Here is a 24406-nt window from a genome sequence, read left to right as displayed (position 1 = left end):
CCGTTGACATGCCTGCCCGGCGCGACCGCCCGGAAAAATCCGCACACATTATGGCGTCGTTCCGTCCGACCGCCGCAACAGGCCGCGATACCCTGGGGTAGCAAGTCCGGCCAGCGGTGTGCGGCCGGCAGCCAAGCCAAGGATAGTAACCATGACGCGCACAAGAAAAATAGCGATCGGGATTGTAGGGGGCATTGCCCTGCTGGTGGCGGTATTGATCATCGTGATCGCCACTTTCGACTGGAACCGCGCCAAGCCCATGATCAACGAACGGGCCACCGCCGCCATGGGGCGCCCCTTTGCAATCAACGGCGACCTGAGCGTGCGATGGCAGCGCGAGCCCGGCGAAAGCGGCTTGCGGTCCTGGGTGCCCTGGCCGCGCGTGGTCGCCAACGACATCACGATCGCCAACACGGAGTGGGGCAAGGCGCCGCATTTCGCCACGCTCAAGCGCGCGGAATTCAGCCTGTCGCCCTTGCCGCTGCTGGCTCAGCACGTCGTCATCCGGCATATTCAATTGACGGAGCCGGCCGCCGACCTGGAACGGCTGGCCGACGGCCGCGCCAATTGGGTCTTCACCCTGCCGGAATCGGGCGAGCCCTCGCCCTGGGTGCTGGACATCAACGAGATCGGATTCGACAAGGGCCGCGTGGGCTATGCCGACGAAATGCTCAAGGCCGACCTGACGGTGCTGGTCGACCCGCTGGGCAAGCCCGTGCCGTTTGCCGACGTGACGGGTAAGTCGTTTGTGCCCGAGGACGGCACGGCCCCGGCGCCGCGCGATTACGTATTCGGCTGGAAGGTCGATGGCAAGTACAAAGGGCTGGCCACCAAGGGCGAAGGCAAGGTCGGCGGCATGCTGGCCATGAAGGACCCCAAGCAGCCGTTCCCCTTGCAGGCCGACGTGTCCATCGGCGGCACGCGCGCATCGGTCGCGGGCACGCTGACCGATCCTGTGAATCTGGGCGCGCTGGACCTGCACCTGAAACTGTCCGGCTCGTCCATGGCGCAGCTCTATCCGTTGACCGGCGTGACGCTGCCCGACACGCCGCCCTACAGCACCGACGGCCATCTGGTGGCCAAGCTGCAGAATCCCGGGGGCGCGGTCTTCGACTACAAGAACTTCAACGGCAAGGTCGGCGACAGCGACCTGCATGGCGATATCACGTTCGCGCTGGGCGCGCCCAGGCCCAAGCTGACCGGCAAGCTGTCGTCCAAGCTTCTGCAAATGGCCGACCTGGGTCCGCTGATCGGCGTGCAGTCGGGCGGCGGGCCGAAGTCGGCCGTGGATAAATCCAAGGACGCGCCCGCTAAGCCGAAGGGCGGCAAGGTTCTGCCCACGCAAGAGTTCCGTACGGACCGCTGGCGCGACATGGACGCGGATGTCTCGCTGGACGCCGCCCGGATCGTCCATGACAGCAAGCTGCCGCTGTCCAAGCTGTCGGTGCATGTCATCCTGCAGGACGGCAAACTCACGCTGGATCCGCTGCGCTTCGGCATGGCGGGCGGCACCATGAACGCCACTGCGCGCCTTGACGGCTCGCGCGCGCCGCTCACCGGCCGTATCGATATGCAAGCGCGCCGCCTGCAGCTCAAGCAACTCTTTCCGTCGGCGGAAGCCATGCAGAAGACGCTGGGCGAGCTGAACGGCGACCTCGCGATCAGCGGCACCGGCAACTCCGTGGCGGCATTGCTGGGCTCGGCGAATGGCGACGTCAAGATGCTGGTCAACGACGGCGTGATCAGCCGCAGCCTCATGGAGCTTGCCGGTCTGAACGTCGCCAATTACGTGGTCTCCAAGCTGTTCGGCGACGACGAAGTGAAGATCAACTGCGGCGCGGCGGACCTGGAATTGAAGAACGGCGTGATGACGCCGCGCATCTTCGTTTTCGACACGGACAACGCGCTGATCACCATCACCGGCTCGGCCAACTTCAAGGACGAGACCATGGACCTGGACATCGATCCCGACAGCAAGGGGTTCCGCATCTTCTCGCTGCGCTCGCCGTTGTATGTGCGCGGGACGTTCGGATCGCCCGATGTAGGCGTGCATGTTGCCCCGCTGGCGGCGCGCGGCGCGGGCATGGTGGCGCTCGGCGTGCTGCTGACGCCGGCGGCCGGGCTGCTGGCGCTGATCGCGCCCAGCGCCAATGACGAGAATGCGTGCGGCCCGCTGCTGGAGCAGATGCGCAAGCCGCCCAAGGCGCCGGCGCCGGCCAAGAAGTAAGCGGGCGCGTGCCGGCGAATGCGCCAGTTCCGCCCAGGTGACAGGAATATGCGGGCCGGCGTGACCGCAGATGTCCCCGTCCCGCCACGGCGCGTGAAGGTCAGCCCCCGGGCATCAGTCGAAAGCCATCCGGCGCGGCTTCGTCGGCCGCGCACACCACATTGCGGCCATGGTTCTTGGCGTAGTAGAGCGCCTGGTCGGCGCGCTCGAATACCGCCTCCAGCGTCGCGCCCTGTTCCGGATAATGCGCCACGCCGGCCGAGATGGTGAGGGGGGCGGGTAGCGGCGTCGCCGCCGGCGTCGCAAGCCGCGCGCGCAGCCGCTGCGCAATCGCGATGGCCGCCGCCATGCTGGCGCCCGGCAGCAGCATCACGAATTCTTCGCCGCCCGGCCGCGTCAGCACATCACCGCTGCGCGATCCCTCGCGCATCACGCCGGCCAGCGCCTGCAAGGCCTGATCGCCCGCCGCGTGGCCATAACGATCATTGATGCGCTTGAAGTGATCGATGTCGATCGCCACGATGGCGACCGGCGTGCCTTCGGCGCCCAGCAGCGCCAGCGCCTCATCCATGCCGCGGCGGTTCAGCAACGCGGTCAGCGTGTCGGTCGTGTTTTCGCGGCGCAGGTCGCTGAGCTTGTGATGAAACGACGCCAGTCCCATCAGCAGCGCGCGCCGCAGTTGCGCGGCCTCGAAATACCACGAGCGCACGGCACGGATACGGTCCGCGGAATCGGGGTCCTGCATGCGCTTGGCAATGCTGGCCATCTGCCCCAATGGGCGTGCGATCCAGCGCGACAACAGCCAGATCAGCGCTACCGATAGCAGCAGCAAGGGCAGGGTGTTGCGGGCGGTCGCCATCAACAGGTCCGAAAGCGGGGCAAGCGTGCTGTCCACCGGCCGCTGCGCGATGATGCTCCAGCCGGTGCTGGGCACGGGCGCAAACCCGGCCAGCATGTCGCGGCCTTCGTTGTCGATGAAGCGCCGCTCGCCGGTCTCGCCACGCCGCGCCGAGGCAAAGGCTTCGTTGTCGGGGGCCGGCTTGCCAAGCTGCGCGCTGTTGGGGTGATAGATCAGCGTGCCCTTGCGGTCGATGACGTAGAGAAAGGAATCGTCGCGGTAGAAATGCTGGTCCAGCAGACGATCCAGCACGTTGTCTTCGTGCAGGTAAAGCGAGCCGGCGATGAAGCCGAGATAGCGAAAATCGCGGGAAAAAATCGGCTGGGTGTAAAGGATCTGCCAGCGGCCGTTGCTGGCCTGAAACGGCTCGCTGATCGTCGGCTGCCGGGCGGCAAGCGCCTGCTTGACCGCGTCGCTGACCAACTGATGTCCCAGCAATTGCGGATACGACGGCGACACCGCCAGCACCTTGCCTTGAGGTGATGAGACAAAGCTGGAATTGAAAAGCCCCAGCTGCTGCTCCTGCCGGCGCGTTTCCTCGGCCATGCTTTCGGGACGGCTTTCCATGCCGGCCAGCTCGTCGGCGCTGTAGGCGAGATAACGGCGAATGTCGTTCAGCAGCGCATCGGTGGTCAGCGCCAGCTTGGACGCATAGATGCGGTTCGTGTCCATGGCATTGCGCAGCAGCAGATCGCGCTGCACCAGATAGCTGGCATGCAGGCCGCCCGCAAGCACCACGACGACCGACAGCAGGCTGATCCACAGGATGAGACGCCGCAGGTCGACGCGGAACATGACGGCATCCGTCAGTTGCGGGCGCGGCCCGGTGGCACGCCGGACGGCGGCGGGGCGTCGCAGATCAGGGCGTCCCACGCGCGCATCGCCTGCCGGGCCACCGCCTGCAAGGTCTTGCGGCTGGCGCCGTCGCGCGCCTGGATGGACATGCCATGCAGCACCGTCGTGTAGAACGCGGCCAGCCCCTTCAAGTCCGCGCCGGCGGGCAATTCGCCTTGCGCGGCGCCTGCGTTCAGACGAGCGAGGATGCGGCTTTGCATCTCGCGCCGGTTGTCTCCCAGGAAGTTCCCCACGCCAGGCTGGTTGTCGCAACCGGCGGGTGCGCCCAGCACGATCATGCAGCCAGGCGGCAAGCCCGGGGCGGTGAAACGTTCGGCCGATGCCAGCAGCATGGCCTGCACCGCGTCGCGCGCCGTCGGCGCCGCCAGCAGCGCGCGACGCGCCGAGCCGCCCTCGGTCTCGCGGTACAGCTCGACGGCTTCGCGGAAAAGACCTTCCTTGGACCCAAAGGCGCCGTAGAGGCTGGGCGAGTTGATACCCATCGCTTCCGTCAGATCGGTCAGCGATGCCCCTTCATATCCCTTCGACCAAAAAACTTCCATGGCCTTTTGCAAGGCCTGGGCACGATCGAAGTTCCGCGGGCGCCCACGTTCAGCCATGCCCGCGATTTTACTCGCGCCGCGTATTTTGTGTTGATCGATAAAAAATTGTTGACCGTGCCGCAAGCGCGCGGCGATGATATTTGTACCGATCACTACAAAACGAGGTTTCCCATGCAGAACTTGAACGGAAAAGTGGCGTTCGTCACGGGCGGCAGCCGAGGCATCGGCGCCGCCATTGTTCGACGCCTCGCCGCCGACGGCGCGAATGTGGCCTTCACCTATGTCAGCGCATCGTCCGCCGAGCCCGCCCGGGCGCTGGCGCAGGAGCTGACGGCGCAGGGCCGTCGCGCGATAGCCATCCAGGCCGATTCCGCGGACGCCGCCGCGGTCAAGCGCGCCGTCGAAGATGCGATCCGTGAACTTGGTCCTGTCGACGTGCTGGTCAACAACGCCGGCATTTTTCTGGCCGGGCATGTCGCGGACACCAGCCTGGACGACTACGAGCGGACGATGGACATCAATGTGCGCGCGCCTTTCGTCGTCATCCAGACGGCGCAGGGCTCGATGCCGGATGGCGGCCGCATCATCAACATCGGCAGTTGCCTGGCCCCACGCGCGGGCCGCGCGGGTGTTGCGCTGTATGCCGCCAGCAAGTCCGCGTTGGTCGGACTGACGCAAGGCCTGGCGCGCGATCTGGGGCCGCGCGGTATCACGGTGAACGTCGTACACCCGGGCCCCATCGACACTGATATGAACCCGGCCGACGGAGACCGCGCGGCTGATCTGATTGCCGTATTGTCTTTGCCGCACTACGGGGAAGCGCGTGACATTGCGGGGATGGTCGCATTCTTGGCAGGACCGGAAGGGCGCTATGTCACGGGCGCGAGCTTGGCCGTCGATGGCGGGTACGCGGCCTAAAAGTGGATGTCTTCAAAACTTTTTCGCCACCCGACTTGCACAAACAAAAAAAGCCCCATATAATCTTTCTTCTTCGCAGCACACACATAACGAAACGCTACAGCGCTTAGCGCAGCAGCAGATCAAAGTGAGTGACTTGCAGGGCTGTTAGCTCAGTTGGTAGAGCAGCGGACTCTTAATCCGTAGGTCGAGTGTTCGAGCCACTCACAGCCCACCAGAATTCTTTGGCGGTACTTCTAGCAGTAACTGCAGCAGTAACCCAGCGCTAAGCCCACCGGAAACGGTGGGCTTTTTGCTTTGTGGGAATTTTGGCCGCAATGCTAACGTACTCCGGTTTCATCTCCTCAGCTTGCGAGCCGCATCTCGCAAGCCGGCAGGGGGATTGCAGGAAGGAAGACGCATGTACGACATCATCGGCGACATCCACGGCGAAGACCTGAAGCTTGAGGGGCTGCTGCGTTGTCTCGGCTATGTGCCGGCGGGCAAAGGCTACAAAGCCCCCCAAGGCCGGCAGGCAATATTCCTGGGCGATCTGGTGGATCGCGGCGCCGGGCAGCGACGTGTCCTGGAAATCGTCCGCGCCATGATGGATGACGGCCAGGCGCTGTGCGTCATGGGCAACCACGAATTCAATGCCATCGGCTATGCCGTCGAAGACCCTCACCATCCCGGCGAGTTCCTGCGGCCCAATCGCGGCGACTCGGCGACGTGCCGGAAGAACCGCAAGCAGCACGGCGCCTTCATCGATCAGATAGGGGAAGGCAGCCCCGAGCATGCCGCCTGGGTTGCCTGGTTCCGCCAATTGCCGCCCTGCATGGACTTGGGCGGCATTCGTGTTGCGCATGCATGCTGGGACGACCGCGCCGTCAAAGCGTTGACCGAAGCGGGCTGGGTGGCTGGCAAGTCATTGGATGACGCCATGCTGGTGGCCACGCATCAAAAGGGCTCGGATCTGGAGCAAGCCAGGAAGCTGCTCACGTCGGGAATGGAATTGGCATTGCCTGACGGCCGCTACATCGAGGACAAGGAGGGGCACCGCCATCACCACGTGCGGCTTGCCAATTGGCGCGATTGGGCCGGTGCCTTGCATGAGGTCGCTTTGGTGCCGGCCGGCCAGGAAGAGCAGATCCGCGGCTTGGCATTGCCCGAAGGCTTCAAACGGACGCCCATCACCGGCGCGCCCGTGTTCATCGGCCACCATTGGTTCAAGGGGCAGCCCAAGATCGAGAGCGGGAAGCTCGCCTGCCTGGACTGGTCGGCCGCAGCCGGCGGTCCGCTGGTGGCGTACCGCTGGGATGGCGAGGACACGCTGTCCAATGAAAATCTGGTCTGGGAAAGGAATAACGCCGCGACGGCTTTCAAGCCATGATCCGCAGCGCCGTCTCGATCCCGAACGTCTGCGCAAACTGCTGCGCCGCCATCGGCTTTCCGAACAGATACCCCTGACCTTCTTCGCAATGCTCGGCCTGCAGCCGTTCGCGTTGCGCATCCGTTTCGATGCCTTCGGCGATGGTGTTCAGGTCAAAGCTGCGCGCCACATCCAGAATGGCCCGGACCACCGTGGCGTCCTGGTTCGATTCCAGTATCCCGCTCACGAACGATCGATCGATCTTGATGCGCGTGATCGGATGGGTCTTCAAAAGGCTCAGCGAGGCATACCCCGTGCCGAAGTCGTCGAATGAAATGCCCACGCCTTGGGCGCGCAGGCGCTGCAGCGTTTCCAAGACCGTGTCGTCGCTGTTCAGCACGATGTTCTCGGTGATCTCCAGTTCCAGCGCCTCGGCCGGCAGGCCGTGCCGGGCGAGTGTTTGCGCAACTTCGGCCGCCAGGTCGCCCTCGCGGAATTGCACGCCAAAAAGGTTCACGGCGATGCGAAAGTCGTGCAGGCCGCTGCGTCGCCAGAAGGCGGCCTGACTGCACGCTTCATTCAGCACCCATGACCCGACCGTGCCCGCCAAGGGCCCGCCTTCCAGCGACGGCAGGAAGACGCCCGGCGCCAGCAGACCCAGTTGGGGATGGCGCCACCGCAGCAGCGCCTCGGCGCCCGTCAGTGCGCCCGTCGCCAGATTGATCTGCGGCTGATAGAAGAGCTGGAATTCGCCTTTGGCGACCGCGCGGTGCAGCTCCATGCCGTAGAGGCGCCGCGCCACGGCCTCCAGGCGCAGGTTGGGGGCGAAGACAGAGATGCGGCCGCGGCCGACCGCCTTGGCTTTGACCAAGGCGAGATCGGCGTTGCCCACCAGTTCCAGCGCTTCGTGCGCATGCAGCGGGGCCAGAGCCACGCCGCAGCTCGCCGTCAGGCACAGCTCTTGCCCCTGGACCGAAATGGGGTCGGCGAAGCGCGCCAGCGCCTGTTGCGCCAGTTCCATTGCCTGTTTCAGGTCGCCGACTTCGTGCTGCAGGATGGCGAACTCGTCGCTGCCCAGGCGGGCCACCGTGTCGCACGGACCCGCGATGCCGTCCAGGCGTGCCGCGAGTTCCCGCAGGATCGCGTCGCCGACGGCATGGCCCATCGTGTCGTTGATGTCCTTGAAGCCGTCCAGGTCCAGCATCAGGATGGCGGCGGCACACGGATGCGACAGCACTTCCTCCACGCGCCGGTAGAACACCCCGCGATTCGCAAGGCCCGTCAGGGGATCGAAACTGGTGAGTTTGCGCGCGTCGTCGTCATGGCGCGTGTGGGGGTGGGCCGCCCCGGGCCGTGGGGTGGGGCTGCGCTTCGTCCTCTGCGCGCCCGCAGGCAGTTCGGCCCGCGCGCGGGCGCGTTCGGCGCTGACTTCGACACGCCGTAATTCCAGGCGGTCGGCCGCCATGCGGGCCAGTTCGCGCAGCCGTTCCTTGTCGTCCTCGCTGAAATCGGCGTGCGGTTCCGTGTCGATGACGCACAGCGCGCCCAGCGGATGGCCGTCCGGTGAATTCAGGGAAACGCCGGCATAGAACCGGATGCCGGCAGGGCCCGCGACGAGCGGATTGTCGTGGAAGCGTTCGTCCAGGCGCGCATCGGGCACGACCATGACGTCGTCCTGCAAGACCGCATGGGCGCAGAAAGAGACGTCACGGCGCATGTCGGTGTCGCCGACGCCGATGCTGGCCGCGAAAAACACATGCTCGCTGCCGACCATGTTGATGGCCGACACCGGCATGTCGAACATGCGCGATGCAATGCGCACGACCGGGTCCAGGCTGGGCAGCGGACGCTGCGGATCCAGTCCGTATTCCGACAGGGCGCGCAGCCTCTCGGTTTCGGTCGGCAAAGGTGGGGGGCATTTCATCTACAGCCTCCTTTCTGTTTCTCCTTGTGCTGCGCCGTCTGGTTCCCCCGGCGTTGCGCGGGCAAGCCGCGGAACTGTCCACCACCTTGCTGCGCCGCCATTGCGGGTAACGCAGCGGATGGTGTCGTCCATCAAAGCGGTCTGTTATGCCTTACAGCGAAACCGGCGCCACATTGCCGGAAGCGCCGGTGGAAGAACCAGTTTTCGAAGTGTGACTTGCCTGAAAAGTTTCGGAAGACGAATCTGTAACTGATTATTCCGATGTATGAATTTATCGCACGAACCTTCTTTTTTCCAGTGCGGGATGTGTTTTCAGATGCGCACATGGCCGGCCGGATGCGGCCTGTTCGTGTTTGCGAATGGCCACTTCCGTTACACCAGCTACGCGTCAAAAGCATGTCCGGACGCGAAAAATCGACCATTTTCTTGCGTGGAAGGTTTTCAGCTCGCATTCATCGTTGCGTCATACGCGGCAAACAGAATGCGGGCCTCGAATAGCCTCCACGGGAAAAAGGAACATGAAGCACTGGAATCGGAATGCGCTGGCCTGCGCAATGATGAGCGCGGTGGCGTTGATTGCTGGCTGCGGCGGTGACAACGACAACGACAACAGCAGCGACCCCGACACGCCGCCCGTTACCGAACCTCCCGTGCAGGCGCGTCCGCTTGAGCTGACGATCCTCCACATCAATGACCATCACTCCACGCTGGACGGCAAGGACCGGACGCTGACCCTGAAGAACGCGGCGGGCGCCGATACCGAAGTGACCGTGTCCGCCGCCGGCATGCCGCGCGTGAAGGCCGCCATCGACCAGCTGGCGGCGAACTGGCCGAACGTGTTGAAGCTGCACGCGGGCGACGCGCAGACCGGCACGCTGTACTTCAACCGCGCCGGCGAGCCGGGCGAGGCCGATGCCGCGCTGATGAACACGGTCTGCTTTGACGCCATGGCCGTGGGCAACCACGAGTTCGACAAGGGCGACGATGGCCTGAAGCGCTTTGTCGACTTCCTGCATGCCGGCGCCTGCCAGACGCCGGTCCTGAGCGCGAACGTCAACTTCGGCGCGAGCTCGCCGCTCAAGGGCACCGACCTGATCAAGCCCGCCATCGTGGTGGAACGCGATGCCCAGAAGATCGGCATCGTCGGCCTGACGATCGCCAGCAAGACCAAGGAATCGTCGAGCCCCAACGCGGACACGACGTTCACCGACGAAACCGTGGCCGCGCAGGCGCAGATCGACGCTCTGCGCGCCAATGGCGTCAACAAAGTGATCCTGCTGAGCCACATCGGCTACGGCTACGACAAGGAAGTCATTGCCAAGCTGAGCGGCGTGGACGTGGTGGTGGGCGGCGATTCGCACACGCTGCTGGGTCCGGACGCGATGAAAACGATGGCCGTGGGCACGCCGGGCGGCGCGTATCCGACCCGTCTGGCCGACAAGGACGGCAAGCCGGTCTGCCTGGTGCAGGCCTGGGAATACTCGCAAGTCGTGGGCGAACTGAAGGTCAGCTTCGACGCCAACGGCGACGTGACGAACTGCGCCGGCACGCCCCACGTGCTGATCGGCGCCGACTACCGCGTCAAGTCGGGCAGCGCCCTGGTCGCGGCCTCCGATGCCGATCGCGCCGCCTTCAAGGCCGGCGTCTCGGCCAGCGGCTTCCTGCGCGAGCAGACGCCGGACGCCGCCGCGCTGTCGGTGTTGCAACCGTTCAAGGCCAAGATCGACATCTTCAGCAAGACCAACGTCGCGCAGGTGCCGCTGGAACTGTGCTTCCGCCGCATTCCGGGTCCCACGCCCGCCAGCAATGCAGCCAGCCCCGCTTGCGAGAGCGAAGGCAACGTCGCCCTGCGCGGCGGCGACATCCAGCAGTTGGTGGCGCAAGCCTATCTGGACGTGGCCAATGCCGAATACGGCGGCGCCGACATGACCCTGCAAAGCGGTGGCGGTGTGCGCCGCGCGCTGAACGGCACCGTGACGGCGGCCGACGTGATCGCCGTCGTGCCGTTCGGCAACATGCTGTGGCGCCTGGATCTGACCGCCAACGAGGTCAAGTCCATGATCGAGGATGGCCTGGACGCGACGTACAAGCCGGGCGGCAAGGACGGTCCTTACCCCTACGCGGCCGGCCTGCGTTGGGATGTGACCGCGTCCAACGCCAAGGGCAGCCGCGCCAGCAACTTCCAGTACCTGGACCAGGCCACCAGCACGTGGCTGCCGCTGGACAACGCGCGTACCTATCGCCTGTTCGTGCTGAGCTTCAATGCCACCGGCGGCGACGGCTACACGACGCTGGCCAACGTGCCGGCCGAGCGCCGTTCCGACATCGGTGTGCTGGACGCGGATGTGTTCCAGGCCTACATCGACATGCAGGTGAAGGATTCGGGCACCGGCCTGCCTGTCTTGAACCGCATCGACAACGACCGGTACAGCACGCACAACTGGCAGCAGTAATCGTCAATCCGGCAGGCCGGAACGCCGGTCCTGCCGTGCCGTTGGCGGGTCCCCGATGCGGGGGCCCGCCTTCGCGCGTTCTGAATACGCGCTCGGCCTCGCGCTAGCCGCGAGGCCCGTCGCTCAACCGTATTCCAACTGATAGAAATGCTGGCTGGCGATCAGCGTGGCGCCGCACGACGTGCGCATGCCTTCCAGCGCGGTGAGGCGGTCCGAGCCGACGTTCTGCACGCCTTCGACGATGGTGTGGGTGTCGCCGCATTTGGGGCAGGTGACGCGATCGCCGACGCGGGCCATCGGCTGCCCGAAGATGACGACGGTTTCGTCGCCGGTCACGACGACGCCGCCGTGCGACGTTTTATCGCCCTTGCGGATGACGGAGCGTTGGGACATGGTGCGCGCCAGGTATGGGTTCAAAAAGCCAGGTGTGGGTTTACAGATACGTGCCGTCCGGCGCCAGCCGTGCCGGGCCCACAACGAAAGTGCCGTCCGGCGCCATGCGCACGGGACCGCCGCCGCCTTTATAGCTGCCGTCGGGGGCGCGTTGCGGCGTGCCGGCCACGTAGGTGCCGTCCGGGGCGCGGGTGATCGGACCTTCTCCACCGACGATGGTGCCGTCGGGCGCGCGGCGCGGGGTGCCGGCGATGAAGTGCCCGTCGGGCAACATGCGGATCGATTTCGTCGTCATGAGTGCTCCTTGGTCGGAGCGCAAATCATAGCGAAGCATCGTGACGCGCTTTGTAATAGGACGTGTCATCTTTGAACGTCCTGCGTAAACAGTTGTGGGATGATTTGCGCCTACTTACATATGCTCCGCGCTCATGACCGACATCAACGCCCTGTTGCTTCCGATTCCCGGCGACGCGCCTTGCGGCGTCGACCTGGTGTTTTCGCCCGAGTTCGACGCGATCCGCGAGGCGCGCCGGCATGACGATCCCCAACTCGACCAAGGCGATTGGGTCATCGACCTGAAAGAGGCCGACTGGCCCGAGGTGGCGCGCATCTGCTCCACGGTGCTGCGCGAGCGCAGCAAGGACATCCGCATCGCGTCATGGCTCGCGGAAGCCTGGGCCAAGACGCGCGGGTTTGCCGGGCTGCGTGACGGCTATCTGCTCATCGACGGGCTGTGCCGCGATTATTGGGAAGGCCTGCATCCCGTGCCGGAAGACGGCGACGTGCAGCAGCGCGTGGGCAATCTGGCGTGGCTGCTGTCGCGATCGCAGCAGCTGATCGGCGAGATTCCGCTGACCCAGGCCGATGGCGCGCGCTACGGCGCGGTGCTGTGGGAGGCGGCGAGCCAACTCGCCAATGCCGTCAAGCGTACGCCGGATAACGCCAATGAATTGACGCGCGGAAAGCTGACGCTGGACCGCTTCGATGCCGCGCGGCGCGATACGCCGCCGTCGTTCTATTCCGAGCTGGACACGCAGCTCGAAGGTTGCTCGCAGGCGCTGGCGCAACTGGAGCGCACGCTGGACGAGCGCCTGGGCGACGAAAGCCCGGCGTTCTCCCGTGTGCGCGAGTCGCTGCGCAATGTCACGGAACTGGTGCACCGCTTTGCGCGCGACGCGGGCCTGCTGGTCCGTGCCGACCTGGCGGCCGCGCCGCCGCCCGCGTCGTCCGCACCCGCCGTTCCCGTTCGAGTGGAGCCCACCTTGCCCCCCGCCGATCACTTTCCCGCTGTCGATACGCCCGCGCATGGCGCGCCGCCGGCCGCCGTGCGCGGTCCGATCCAGACCCGCGAACAGGCGCTGGCGCAACTGCGCGAGGTGGCCGATTTCTTTCGCCGCACCGAGCCGCACAGCCCGGTCGCCTATCTGGCAGACAAGGCCGCAAGCTGGGGCGAGATGTCGTTGCACCTGTGGCTGCGCACGGTGGTCAAGAACGACGAGACCCTCTCGGGCCTGGAAGAACTGCTTGGCATCAAGAAGGCCGGCGAGGGCAGCTGAGGCGGCCCTCGGCGCGCGGCCTCAGCGCGCCGCGCGGAATTCGATCCGCCGGTTCTTGGCGCGGCCTTCGGGCGTGGCGTTCGTGGCCACCGGCTGATCCGGGCCGGCGCCCATCGCCTCAAAACGCGATGCCGGCAAACCCTTATCGACCAGATAGTCCCGCACCGCGTCCGCGCGCGCCTGGCTGAGCGCCAGGTTGGTGCTGCGGCTGCCGGAACTGTCGGTGTGGCCGATGATCTGGATCTTGTCGGCACGCAGCTTCGGCACGGCATCGGCCACCCGGTCCAGCAGCTCGCGGCCGCGTGCGGTCAGGCGCGTGCTGCCCGTCTCGAACTCCACCACGCGATTGCTGAGCAGGTTGTCCAGCACGTCCTGCTCGTCCTTGTCCGCCGACACGCGCAGGCCGTTGACGATCTTGTAGGTGGGATTGAGCGAGGTGGCGAAGGTGCTGGCGATCTGCTGGCGCGAGGCTTCGTTGTCCACCTCGCCGCGCAGCCGGATCTGAGTGCCGTCGATTTCCAGCTGTCCGCGGTTGATCTGCTTGAGCGGACTGTCCAGCAGCTTGCCGACGTGTTGCGACCAGTTCGGCGGGGCGACGACGCCGCCTACGTCGATGCGGTCGATCACATTGCCTACGCCATACACCTTTTGCAGCCGTTGCAGCACGTCGGCCTTGGTGGCTTCGTCCGGCACCGCGCCGCTGGCGACCACCTGGCCGGGTTGGGGGATGACGTTGGCGGGAACGACCGTCGCCGCGTCCTGGGCATGCGCCGCCCAGGAGCAGGCCGCGGCCAGGACCAGAGTGAGTGTGCGCATGTCCTAGGCTCCGATGAAAACTTCGCGGTAGGTCTCCAGCGCCTGGCGCAGGGACAGCCGCTGTTGATCCAGATAGCTCGACAGCTTGGCCAGACCGTGGCTGGCGCTGACGTGGTCGCGCACCCAGGGGGCGGCGTCCAGCATGATGTAGTGCTGCGACAGCGTCTGCGGCGTCGACAGCAGGGTGGCCAGCGTCTGCGGTGACGCGCCGCGAAACCCCACCACCAGCCGGTGCTTGCCCGCGATATGGCCGATGAACATGGCGATCTCGAAGTCGGCGCGGTTCAGGAAGGGCGCGATCAGCGTCATCCAGTACGTTGCCACCAGATTGATGTAGAGCGGGTCGTCGGGCAGCGGCAGCGCCAGTCCGGTGTCCAGCTGCGACGAGCCGCTGGACATGACCGGCGTGAGCAGGATGCCCAGCGCCAGCACGATGTCGTGCATGTTGGCGGCGTGGCCGTTGCTGCGCAGCATCGCTTCCACGCGCTCGAGCGTCTGCAGGTCGATGAAGGCGTCAAAGCCGTCGTCGGCGGCGGTGCGGATTTCGCCTTCCAGGCCGTTCAGCGTCTGCAACGCATCGGCGGGATCGCCTTCCTGCATGAGCTGCGACGCGGCAGCCCCCATGCGGTTCCACATCCGGCTGAAGGCCAGCGGACTGCGCGCAATGAAGTCCAGCGGGCGCGATACCTCGACCGAGGTCGCGCTGATGAACGGGAAGCGCCGTCCGGACTGGTCGCGGCTGGGCTGCAGATGGCCCGCGATGGCCAGCTTGCCGCGCGAACCCAGCACCGCGAAGGGCACCGGCTGCGCCTCGTCGTACAGCGTCTTCCAATGCGGATCCTGCGCCAGGATCTCCATGGTGTTGGCGACCCAGGCGTCCAGCGTCGCCATCAGCTGCGGGTGCGAGGTGTTCTTCACGAAGTCGCCACGCGACGGAATCTTGCCGAAGTAGGCCGTGCGGAAAATGGGGGACTGCGGATTGCTCATTGCTGCACTCCGGCAGCCGTCGAGGCGACGGAAGGTTGAGGGGAGGAGCCCGCGACCGTGGCGGGCAGACGCAGGTTGCGCAGGCCCTGGCTGCCGGGCTCGGCGCCGCCTGCGCTGGCCGCCTGGGTATTGCTGATGATGCGCAGGCGGACCGGGACGGTGATGTTGGACTTGGTCCAGCTCATCTCGAAGCTGCCGTCCTGGTTGGGCTTGCGCTGGGCGCCCGAGATCAGGCGTTCCAGGCCGAAGCGGCCGGGCTCGTTCACGATCTCGACCACCGTGCCGTCAAAGGCGGTGGCGGTGATGCGCGCGCCGGGTGCGCCCTGCGCGTTGGGCCACACGAAGTTGACCCATTGCGGCGGCGTGTTGCGGTAACGCAGTTGCTGGCCGTCGATCTCGATCGTGTACTCGGTGACGCCGCCCGCGGGTCTGGGCTGGATCTGGAACAGCGTCTGCGGCTGGCTGGCCGCGCCTGATCCGGCTGCGCCGCCCGACAGCGGCGCCACCCATTGCGCGAAGTTCGCGGTGAACGACGGCTGCAGGTCGATGCCCATGTCGCCCCACGTGCGGGCCGTGAGGATGTCGCCGCGGCGCACGGTGAGCGGGCCCAAGGTCTCATTGACGTACTTGGCGATGCTGCCCTGCGGACCGAAGACCTGCGCGATCTCTTCGCTGCTGGCCTCGATGCCGGCCTTGGTCGAGAACGGATACTTGTCGGCCAGGTTCTGCGTGAAGCCCTGATAGACCTGCGCGTTCCAGACCTTGTTCAGCTCGGTCTGCGCGGGCTGCATGGCGACGGCGTAGCCCTGGATCAGCGGCCGCACCAGCAGCGGGCGCAGCGTCTCGCGCTGTGCCGGCGTCAGGCCGGCAAGCATCTGCTCGTCCACCAGCTTGAGCGCGTCCGCCAGTTCGGAGTCCTTGCCTTCCAGCGTCTGGCGCATCAGCAGCAGGGCGCCCGGGCCGGGATCGCCCTGGTTGTTGATCAGGTTGAAGCGCGTCCGGATCTTGGACAGGGCGTTCATGTAATTGCCCAGCAGCGACTGGTTGTCGCGTTGGACCACCAGGCGCGCCACGTCGGAGAATTCGCGTCCCACCGGGCCCATCGGGATCTGCTCGCCGCCGGGCGCCGCCTCGGCCGGCTTCGGCTGGCCCTGGCGCAGAATCACGCGCTTGAACCAGGCGACGACGCCCGTCTGCGCCTGCGTGATGCCGGCGTTGATCAGCGACGGGTTGTCCCACGAGGTCTGTTCGTACGTGGTGTTGATGAGCTTGACCAGCGGCGAGTTCTGCGGATCGCCCAGGCGGTTCATGCCTTGCACCGCCTGATCGAAACTGGTGAAGGGCTTGATGGTGACCCCGCGCAGCATCTTCTGCCATTCCTGCGCGTATTCGGTCTTGTACATCGTGGCCAGGCTCTTCTGGATCTGTTCGGGGCTGCCTTCCAGCGTGAGATCGTCGCGCGCGTTCACGCCCAGCACCCAGTCGCTGGTCTGCACCTCGCGGCGCGCGGCTTCGCCGATGGCCGGCTCGATGTATTGCTCCCAGGCCTCGCGCGTGAACGTGCCCGGCACGGCGTAGCTGCCCGCCACGACCGCGGCATCGGCCTCGCCCATGATGCGGGCGACGGTCATCGCGGGGAAGCGCGTGGCGGCGCGCGCCTTCAGCGTGGCATAGGCGCGCTCGCGCGCCGGCATGCCCTGCATCACGCTGCGCAGGTTGCCGCGCGTGCGTTCCACCATGGCCAGATTGGTTTCAATCTGCGGCCAGTCTGCATCGGCGGCACGCGCCACGTAGAACGAGATCAGGCGCTCGGCGCTGCGGATCAGCTGGTCGCGCGGCATCGCGCCCCGGTTGGTTTCCAGCCATCCGCGCCAGAATCGGGTGATCTGGTCGGATAGATGCGTGGGATCCACGTGTTCGCGGTTTGCCATCATCAGGTACGTCTTGAGCGCGTTGTAGGCGTCGTCGACGTTGGTGGGCGAGGCGTCCTGGAACAGCGTGTTGCCGGCATTGGCGCTCACCGGCTGAGCCTGCGGCGGCGCCGTACGCGGCGCGCCGCCCGCGGCCGCCTGCGACACGTCCACGCGGCCCAGATAGTCTTCCAGGCTGGCCTTGACCGGCACCAGCATGAACTGGCGCAGACCGTTGTAGTATTCGGCCAGCAGGCGCTGCTTGAGCACGTCGCCCTGGTACAGACCCAGCCCCAGCGACAGCGGCCGGCTCGTTGAATAGCGGTCCAACTGCTCGATGCGATCCTGCAGGATCTCCATGGCTTCCAGGCGGCTCTGCAGATCGGTGCGTTCGCTTTGCAGGCGCACCACCTTGTCCAGATCCGCCTGCACATTGCTCGCCAGTTGCCGGTTGCCCAGATACGACCAGCTCCAGCCGCCCAGCACCAATCCCAGCGCCAGCACCAGGCCGAAGAAGGTCAGGTAGCGCATGCGGACCTTGTTGGGGCTGGCGTGCTGGCGCACCAGCTTCTTGTCGGCAAAGATGACGTTGGAGAACAGGTCGCGCAGGAAGAATCCGTTGTGCGACGTCACGCTGCGCGCCGCTTCGCGCGAGGCCGGCCGCAAGCCGAAGCGCGCCGCGAGCTTGTCGGTGGAGGTGCTGCGCGACGCGCCTTCCTGCAATGCGCTGGTGAAGTAGAAGCCCCGGAATACAGGCTTGTACTGGAACGGGTTCGTCTCGAACAGCGTGGACAGGAAGGTGCGCAGCGCCGGCTTGATGCCCGCGAATTCCAGCGGGAAGGTCAATAGCCCCGGCGGCAGGGCCGCATTGCGGCGCAGCGAGATCTGGGCCGTGCCCATTTCCTTCAGGCCTTCATAAAGCTCATCGAAGCGCTCGTCGAACAGCGTCAGCACATCGCGGCTTTCGTCCGCGCCGTAGGGCAGCGTCGCGCCCCAGACGCGGTCGCGCTCGCGCGCGTCGGCATCGGCGAAGAATTCGGAAAAGCCCGCGATCAGGTCAGCCTTCGTGAAGATCACATAGACCGGCGCAAACACTTCCAGCCGGTCGGTCAGTTCCTGCACGCGCTGGCGCAGGTTCTTAGCTAGGTTGATGGCAAATTCGGGGCCCGCGTCCGTCAGCTCGCTGATGCTGGCCGCCACGATGATGCCGTTGATCGGCGCCTTGGGGCGATGGCGCTTGAGCAGGTCCAGAAAGCTCATCCACTCGTTGCGGTCCTCTTCGTGCACCGAGTAGCGGCCGGCGGTGTCCAGCAGGATGCCTTCGGTGGTGAAGAACCAGTCGCAGTTGCGGGTGCCGCCCACGCCGCGCACGGCGGCGCCGTTCTTGTCGGCAAACGGAAACTGCAGTCCCGAATTGATGACGGCGCTGCTCTTGCCCGCCGCGGGGTTGCCGATGACGATGTACCAGGGCAGCTCGTACAGCGCCTCGTTGCCGGAGGTCTGGCCGATCTTGGAGGTCTTGATGGTGCGGACCGCCTGCGTCAGGCGGGTGCGCAGCGCCTCGATTTCGCTGCGGTTGGCGGCAGGGCTGGCGGCCGCGCCCGTCTGCACCTGCTGTTCCAGCATGTCGCCCAGCTGCTGGTTGGCCCGCCGCGTGCGGCGCCGGCGCCAGAGATAGACGCAAAGCCACAGAAGCAGCAGCACGCCCAGCGCCGCGCCGGCCCAGGTCATGGCGATCTGCATCGTGTCGGCGAACAGGAACAGGAAGACGATCAGCGCGATCAGGCCGATGAGCATGAAGGTGCGTGGGTTGGCGAATACGCGTCCACTCCAATAGCGCACGTCGCTCATGGCGCTGGAAAATCGAGAAAGCAATCCTGATGGGCTACGCATGGTTTTCGCTTTTGTTTTGGGTCAGGCGGTGGCGCTGGCGGCCGGTCGTGAGACCAGCGCGGCGGCGCGCAATGCGGGGTCTTGCAGGGTAAGGGTCAGCACGGGCTGGTCGAACTGCAGGCACGTTTCGCAGGCCACGGCCAGCGTCAGCAGCGACGCCGCCGCGCCCGTGTGGCCGCAAGTCATGCCGACGGCCTGGCAGTCCTTTGCGGCATCCAGATGGTCGAAAACCTGCGATGCCACGTTCAGCGGCTCAAGCGGACGGGCGCCGCGGTGATCGCCATCGCTGACGATGCGGCCGACGGCGCCGGGCTCCACGGCGGCGGCTTGCAGCAGGTCGCGCGCCAGGTCCGCCAGCGACGCTTCGGCCAGGGCGCCGCGCGCGTCGGCTGATTTCTGCCGTTGCAGCATCGGCGACAGCGTGACGTGGAATTCGGCCTGCGCATCGGGCGGCGCCAGCAGCAGGCCGGCGGCGGCTTCGCCCGGGACACGGCCCTGCGGATTGGCGTGCGTCAGCAACGTGGCCAGGCCGTCCCAATGGGCGACCTGCTCGGCGTCGATATAACCATCGCCGGCCAGCACGATGCGCCATTGCGGTTCGGCGCGGGCATTAGCTGACTCGGCGGTGGGCTCGGCGGCAATCTGGCGCAGCAGGTGGTCGGTGGCCATGCCGTCGCGTGCGGGATGTTCGGTAATGTGGATGCGCGCATCGGGCCAGGCCCCCGCAGCCGACCGCACTGCCGCGAGCGCGCGGTGGCGCGCCGCTTCGGACCACGCCGCCGGCACGACCACGTCGAGGTGCAGGCGGGGCCAGTCCGCTTCGCGCGCGGGCACGTCCAACTCGGTTGCGCGCGCGTGCGCCTCATGCGTCAGCACCTGTGCGACATCGGCCAGCATGGCCGTCACACGCAACGTGGCGGCGGCCAAGGCGTCAGCGGGCGCGCCCCGGTCCCGCGCGGCGGCATACAGCGCCATGTCGTCCATGCCGGCCACGCGCGCGGCGAAAATCGGATAGCCCTGCGGCGTCTTCAGTTCCGCATCGAGTTCGGGCCGCTTCTGCTCGGCCAGCGCTTCGGCGATCGCCGCGACATTCTCGCCCGGCGCGGCGCGCGCGGCGGCCGCGATCAGCCGTAGCGCAGTGGGCCGGGCCGGCGCGTCGGATTGCGCTTCCGTCTGCGCCTGTGCGGGCGCCGCCTTGGGCGCGCGGGCAGCACGCACCATGCGCGCCCCGATCCAGATCGCGGCCAGGATGGCCAGCGGCAACGCAAACAGGTACAGCCCGATGTCGACGCCGGTGGGCAGCGTGCGCGACTCCTGCCACCAGATGATGACGGCCAGCCACACCACGGCGAACAGGGCCAGGACGAGCCCGCCTTTCTTCAGCACGCGAATCATTGTTTCGCGGCCTCCCGTGCGCGTTCCATGACGCCGGGGCGGCGCAGCTCCACGTGGCCGAAGTCCATCATCTTCCAACGTCCGCCCCAGGTCAGGCCGACGAGCTCGGCGGTCTCGCCGAACAGCTCATAGCCGCGCATGGCCCAGGGGTCTTTTTCCGAAATCACGATCTTGCCGTCGCGATAGAACGCGCTGTCCGCGGCCAGACCGAACTGGTGATAGCTCTGGAAGGCGCCGGCGTTCGTCACGTGCGACCCCATGCCTGCCAGTTCATCCTGCCGCTCGGGACTGCGGTAGCCCTCGATCAGGGTCATTTCATAGCCGTGCTGTTCGCGCATGATGCGATACGCCAGCAACAGCCGCTGGCGGAAATCGGCATCCAGAAGATCCCAGTTACGGCTTGCGCCGCCCAGCTTCGGACGCACTTGTTCGACTTCGCGGGTGGTGAATGCTTCAGGGGGCAGGGCGGCGGGCGGAACCAGTCTTTCGCCCTCCAGCAATGCCTGGATTCGGCGGTCTGGACCGCTGGTTGAGGCGCTGTAAACGAATGTGTGATTGTGTCGCATCAAGAAAGCAAACAGTGACGGAAGCAATACAACTGTCAGCCCGATTGCGACCTGCCACCGATACCTTCCAACCCACTCGAACGAGGCGCCGAACCCTTTTCTTATCGCGCCGGCCGTGCCGCCCACGGCGCCGCCAGCCTGGTTCGCGCAACGCGTCGCGCCCCGTGCCACGCCCGCTACGCAGGCGCGCATCCCCCGCACGGCGCCTTGGCGCAGTGCGGGAAAAAACAGGAGAGCGGAGACGCCCACCGCCAGCAAGAAATACAGGGGCAGAAGCAGCAACAAGGCAGGTCCCTCATGTGAAGGCGTAATCTTTTGTTTTATCCGCGCATGAGGCAAGCGATCCGGCGTTGCAAACCGCGTCGGAGGCTTAGAAATCGTAACAAGAATCGGTGTCTGAAAGGGGTCGATCAGGTATTCTCGGCGGGCTTGGTTACAGGGGGGCTGCACACGCCTCCTGCTGACACGGGAACCCGCATGGCAGAAGAGAAAGAACAAGCTCGCCCTACGATGACCGCGCCGAGTCTGCTGATGACCTCGACTGCCGCGCGTGGCGAGGCCGACTCGCCGCGCATCCTGGCCGCATTGGAAGGACGCGCGCCGGACGCCGAGGTCAAACACATGGCAACGCCGCGACGTTCGCGCGCGCGGCGCTGGACCGCGCTGTTACTGGTGCTGTTGTTGTTGGCGGGCGGCATCGTCTGGGTAATACATGAAGACGACGCTGCGTCGATGATGGCGCGGGCACCGGTGCAGGCGCCTGCCGCGTCGCCTGCGCTTGCGAACGCGTCTGCAAACGCGCCGGTGCCTGCGCTTGCAACCCCCCAGCAAGCCGCACTGTCGCCGTCGCCGGATTCGGGCAGCAACCCGCTCGGCACTTTGGAAAAAACACCCGACGTCGCCACGATCATTGATGAGTCGCCGCCTGCGCGCGACGCAGACCTGGGCCGCGGCGAGCCCGAACCGCTTGGCGAGCCGGCCAATCCCTTGTCCATGCTGGCGATGACGCCATCATCTGCGCCCGCCGCCACGTCTTCGCTCGCAACCGCGGCGGCGCCGGGTCCCACGCGGCAGGCCGCGGAGCGGCTAGCGCAACGCGACGGTGCATCGGGCGCCGCTGCGCCGGGCGCCGCTGCGTCGGGCGCCGGTGCGCCTCGCGCGGTGAAGTCCGCGCCCGCCGCTCCGCGCAAAAGCGCCAAGACCGCCGACAAGGATGCCGCGCTGTTGTCGGCGCTGATGGACTACGGGTTGCCGCCTGCATCACCGCCCGGCACGCGTGTCTACAAGTCCGACGGCGTGTTCATCCGCGAGATGCCGGGTTCGCCGTTGTCGGAGCGGTTGAAGGAATGCCGCCGTTTGAGCTTCATCGCAGGTGAACAATGCCGCCTGCGCGTATGCGCGGGTCAATGGGGCACCGCACCGGAATGCCCGACCCCGCAGGCCAATATCGAACCTTGAATTCTTGCCGGCTCGACGATGCCGGCGCCGCCCACGTTCCCATGAGGTTTTTCTTCCATGGCTGTCAACGCTAGCAACGGCAGTTTCAGCGCCGAGTCCCGTCTTTTCCGGCTTGATGGCGAGGGCGCGATGTCGTCCCTGCAGGTCGAAGGCTGGATCGCGCGCGAAGGCCTGTGCACGCTGAGCGAGATGCGCGTGGTGGCGTTGGCCGAAGATGCCGCGCTCGATCTGAACGACATGGTGTCGCGGCCCGCCACGCTGTGGACCACGCGCGCCGACGGCACCGAGGCCGGCCGCAGCGGCGTGGTGCGAGCCGCCGAGATGCTGGGCGGCAATGCCGGCATGGCCCGGTATCGCCTGACGCTCGCGCCCTGGTTGTGGCTTGCCACGCAGCGGCGCGACAGCCGCATCTACGAGAACCAGCCGGTGCTGGACATCGTGCGCCATGTGCTGGACAGCTATGAAGGCTATACCTACAAGGTGGCTTCCGATGTGGAGGACCACCTGGCCGGCCTGCCGGCGCGGCCCTACACCACGCAGTACCGTGAAACCGATTACGCCTTTCTGTCGCGCCTGCTCGCGGAAGCCGGCTTGGGTTGGACCACGGTAGAAGATGACAGCGCACCGTCGCGCCACGCGGTGCTGATCTTCGCCGACAGCCGCAGTCTGGCCGAAGACGCGGAATCGGCGGGTGCGGGCGTGCGGTTCCAGCGCGCCCATGCAAGCGAATCGCGCGACGGCGTGCAGGCCATCGCGCGCCGCATGCGCCGCACCGTGGAGAAAGTGACGGTGCTGGCCTGGCATGAAAGCGGCAAGCACGCCATCACCGGGCAGGCCTTGGCCGGTCCCGCCGATGACGCCGGGGACGAACGGGCGCTGGAATGGTTCGAGCCCCTGGGACACGGCGGGTTGCTGAACCAGGCGCACGCTCAGTTTCAGGCGAACCTGCTGATGCAGGCCGCGCAGGCCAGCGCCGAGACCTTTGTCGGCCGCGGCACGGTGCGCACCTTCCGCTCGGGCACGCGGTTCACGCTGCAGGAGATGTCGCCGCTGGGGCCTTCAGGCGAGGCCGGGTTTGAGCCGAACTTTGCGCTGGACCGCGTGGAGCACGCGGGGGTGAACAATCTTCCCGGACAGAACGACGCCAGCCTGGCGGACAGGCTGGGCGCCCTGGACGATTTCCTGTGCTTTGAAGACGAGGCCGAGGACGACGGCCAGGCACCGCACGGCGATGCCGATATCGGCGTGGGACGCCCCGAGGCGGCCGTGATGGCGCGCGCGCACGAGGTCGGCTACGCCAACCGGTTCTGCGCGGTGCGCTGCGACCGCCCGTGGCGCGCCTTGCCCGCTGCGGCACGCGGCGCCAGGCTGGCGGGGGCCCCGTCCGCCGTCGGCGTCCATACGGCCATTGTCACCAGCGCCGACGGCGCGACCGAGGCCAGCGGTGAAGACGAAATCCATCGCAACGCGCGCGGCGACGTGCGTGTGCGCTTTCATTGGCAATCCGACGGCGAGGGCCTGGCGAAAAGCCGATGGGCGCGCGTGGCGCAGCGCCAGGCAGGCGCGGGCATGGGCATGAGCTTCGTGCCGCGCATCGGGCAGGAAGTGCTGGTGAGATTCCTGGACGAAGACATCGATCAGCCTCTGGTCGTGGGCGCGCTCTACAACGGACGAGGCGAGGGCGGCATTCCGTCCACGCCCGGCGGCAAGGCGGGCGAGCCGATGAACACCGAGGTGTACGCGGCGGCCATCGACGGCAAACCCAGCGCGCAGGCCAACCTGGCCAGCGGCAACGCGCCGGCGTGGCACGGCGCGGCGGGCGGCGACGATCAGCACCGCAACGCAGCCGCGTTGAGCGGCTTCAAGAGCAAGGAATTCGGCGGCGACGGCTACAACCAGATCGTGTTCGATGACAGCGACGGCCAGTTGCGCATGCAGATCAAGTCTTCCCAATCGGCCAGCGAATTGAATCTTGGCCACCTGATCCACCAAAGCGGCAACTATCGCGGCAACGTGCGCGGCGTGGGCGCGGAACTGCGTACCGACGCGTTTGGCGCGGTGCGCGGCGGAAGCGGCGTGCTGCTGACCACCTACTCCGCCGCCGGCAGCGAGCCCGCGGGCGATTCGGCGGGGCCGCTGGCGCTGGCCGGGCAGGCCGACATCATGGCGCAGTCGTTCGACGGCGTGATCGGCGCCCATCAGGGCGTGCGGCTGGCCTCGGCGCGCGGCACGGCCTCGGCCGGCGCGAGCCGGCTGGACGGCGAACG

The 24406-nt window shown here is 66.6% G+C and carries 17 protein-coding genes and 1 tRNA gene; 8 read left to right on the top strand and 10 right to left on the bottom strand.

Going from position 1 to position 24406, the window contains the following annotated elements:
• Nucleotides 1-151 precede the first annotated feature (151 nt).
• On the top strand, nt 152-2227 hold the full coding sequence (locus tag HV681_RS24230) for an AsmA family protein (protein WP_175125556.1): 2076 nt from the start codon (nt 152-154) through the stop codon (nt 2225-2227).
• Nucleotides 2228-2327: 100 nt separating this feature from the next.
• Here the strand turns inward: HV681_RS24230 and HV681_RS24225 are convergent, their stop codons facing one another.
• Nucleotides 2328-3920: a sensor domain-containing diguanylate cyclase gene (locus HV681_RS24225; protein WP_175125554.1), complete on the bottom strand. Its 1593-nt coding sequence runs from the start codon at nt 3918-3920 to the stop codon at nt 2328-2330.
• An 11-nt stretch (nt 3921-3931) separates the two neighbouring features.
• Nucleotides 3932-4579, bottom strand: a complete 648-nt coding sequence (locus tag HV681_RS24220) for a TetR/AcrR family transcriptional regulator (protein WP_175125552.1) — start codon at nt 4577-4579, stop codon at nt 3932-3934.
• A gap of 114 nt (nt 4580-4693) precedes the next feature.
• Between HV681_RS24220 and HV681_RS24215 the strand changes: the two genes are divergently transcribed.
• The 3 genes from HV681_RS24215 (at nt 4694) to HV681_RS24205 (ending at nt 6809) form a co-directional block, all read left to right on the top strand.
• Nucleotides 4694-5440 carry a 3-oxoacyl-ACP reductase family protein gene (locus HV681_RS24215; RefSeq protein WP_175125676.1) on the top strand — a complete coding sequence of 249 codons (747 nt, stop codon included), beginning with the start codon at nt 4694-4696 and terminating at the stop codon, nt 5438-5440.
• Between the two features lie 141 nt (nt 5441-5581).
• Nucleotides 5582-5657: transfer RNA gene (locus HV681_RS24210), tRNA-Lys, on the top strand.
• A gap of 66 nt (nt 5658-5723) precedes the next feature.
• Entirely contained in the window at nt 5724-6809 is a 1086-nt protein-coding gene (locus HV681_RS24205) for a metallophosphoesterase (RefSeq protein ID WP_175125550.1), read from the top strand.
• Here HV681_RS24205 and HV681_RS24200 read toward each other — a convergent pair.
• Nucleotides 6799-8712 (bottom strand): putative bifunctional diguanylate cyclase/phosphodiesterase, encoded by a 1914-nt coding sequence (locus tag HV681_RS24200; protein WP_175125548.1) that lies wholly within the window; start codon nt 8710-8712, stop codon nt 6799-6801. The two genes, HV681_RS24205 and HV681_RS24200, sit on opposite strands and share 11 nt — an antisense overlap.
• Before the next feature lie 518 nt (nt 8713-9230).
• Between HV681_RS24200 and HV681_RS24195 the strand changes: the two genes are divergently transcribed.
• Nucleotides 9231-11165: a bifunctional metallophosphatase/5'-nucleotidase gene (locus tag HV681_RS24195; protein ID WP_175125546.1), complete on the top strand. Its 1935-nt coding sequence runs from the start codon at nt 9231-9233 to the stop codon at nt 11163-11165.
• Between the two features lie 123 nt (nt 11166-11288).
• Here the strand turns inward: HV681_RS24195 and HV681_RS24190 are convergent, their stop codons facing one another.
• Entirely contained in the window at nt 11289-11558 is a 270-nt protein-coding gene (locus tag HV681_RS24190) for a PAAR domain-containing protein (RefSeq protein ID WP_105237403.1), read from the bottom strand.
• A 40-nt stretch (nt 11559-11598) separates the two neighbouring features.
• Nucleotides 11599-11853, bottom strand: a complete 255-nt coding sequence (locus HV681_RS24185; RefSeq protein WP_239215195.1) for a hypothetical protein — start codon at nt 11851-11853, stop codon at nt 11599-11601.
• A 133-nt stretch (nt 11854-11986) separates the two neighbouring features.
• Here HV681_RS24185 and tssA point away from each other — a divergent pair, with 133 nt between their 5' ends.
• Entirely contained in the window at nt 11987-13114 is a 1128-nt protein-coding gene (gene tssA / locus HV681_RS24180; RefSeq protein WP_175125538.1) for a type VI secretion system protein TssA, read from the top strand.
• Between the two features lie 21 nt (nt 13115-13135).
• Here the strand turns inward: tssA and HV681_RS24175 are convergent, their stop codons facing one another.
• The 5 genes from HV681_RS24175 to HV681_RS24155 form a co-directional block, all read right to left on the bottom strand.
• Nucleotides 13136-13930 (bottom strand): OmpA family protein, encoded by a 795-nt coding sequence (locus HV681_RS24175; protein WP_175125528.1) that lies wholly within the window; start codon nt 13928-13930, stop codon nt 13136-13138.
• A 3-nt stretch (nt 13931-13933) separates the two neighbouring features.
• A complete protein-coding gene (tagF, locus tag HV681_RS24170; RefSeq protein WP_175125526.1) occupies nt 13934-14917 on the bottom strand; it encodes a type VI secretion system-associated protein TagF in 984 nt (327 codons plus the stop codon).
• On the bottom strand, nt 14914-18678 hold the full coding sequence (tssM, locus tag HV681_RS24165; protein WP_254595061.1) for a type VI secretion system membrane subunit TssM: 3765 nt from the start codon (nt 18676-18678) through the stop codon (nt 14914-14916). The genes tagF and tssM overlap by 4 nt, the downstream gene beginning before the upstream one ends.
• Nucleotides 18679-18741: 63 nt before the next feature.
• Nucleotides 18742-20115 carry a hypothetical protein gene (locus HV681_RS24160; RefSeq protein WP_175125518.1) on the bottom strand — a complete coding sequence of 458 codons (1374 nt, stop codon included), beginning with the start codon at nt 20113-20115 and terminating at the stop codon, nt 18742-18744.
• Complete coding sequence (locus HV681_RS24155; RefSeq protein WP_175125515.1) at nt 20112-20966, bottom strand: M15 family metallopeptidase; 855 nt, start codon at nt 20964-20966, stop codon at nt 20112-20114. Before HV681_RS24155 ends, HV681_RS24160 begins: the two co-directional genes overlap by 4 nt.
• Nucleotides 20967-21212: 246 nt before the next feature.
• Here HV681_RS24155 and HV681_RS24150 point away from each other — a divergent pair, with 246 nt between their 5' ends.
• Entirely contained in the window at nt 21213-22139 is a 927-nt protein-coding gene (locus tag HV681_RS24150; protein WP_175125513.1) for a hypothetical protein, read from the top strand.
• Nucleotides 22140-22196: 57 nt separating this feature from the next.
• Nucleotides 22197-24406, top strand: a 2210-nt coding sequence (locus HV681_RS24145) for a type VI secretion system Vgr family protein (RefSeq protein ID WP_175125510.1), incomplete at its 3' end; no start/stop codon positions are given.

The sequence above is a fragment of the Achromobacter animicus genome, from assembly GCF_902859585.1.
In the GTDB taxonomy this organism is placed as follows: domain Bacteria; phylum Pseudomonadota; class Gammaproteobacteria; order Burkholderiales; family Burkholderiaceae_B; genus Achromobacter; species Achromobacter animicus.
The sequence above is the reverse complement of the archived record's forward strand: the minus strand, read 5'-3'. Positions and strand labels throughout refer to the sequence as shown.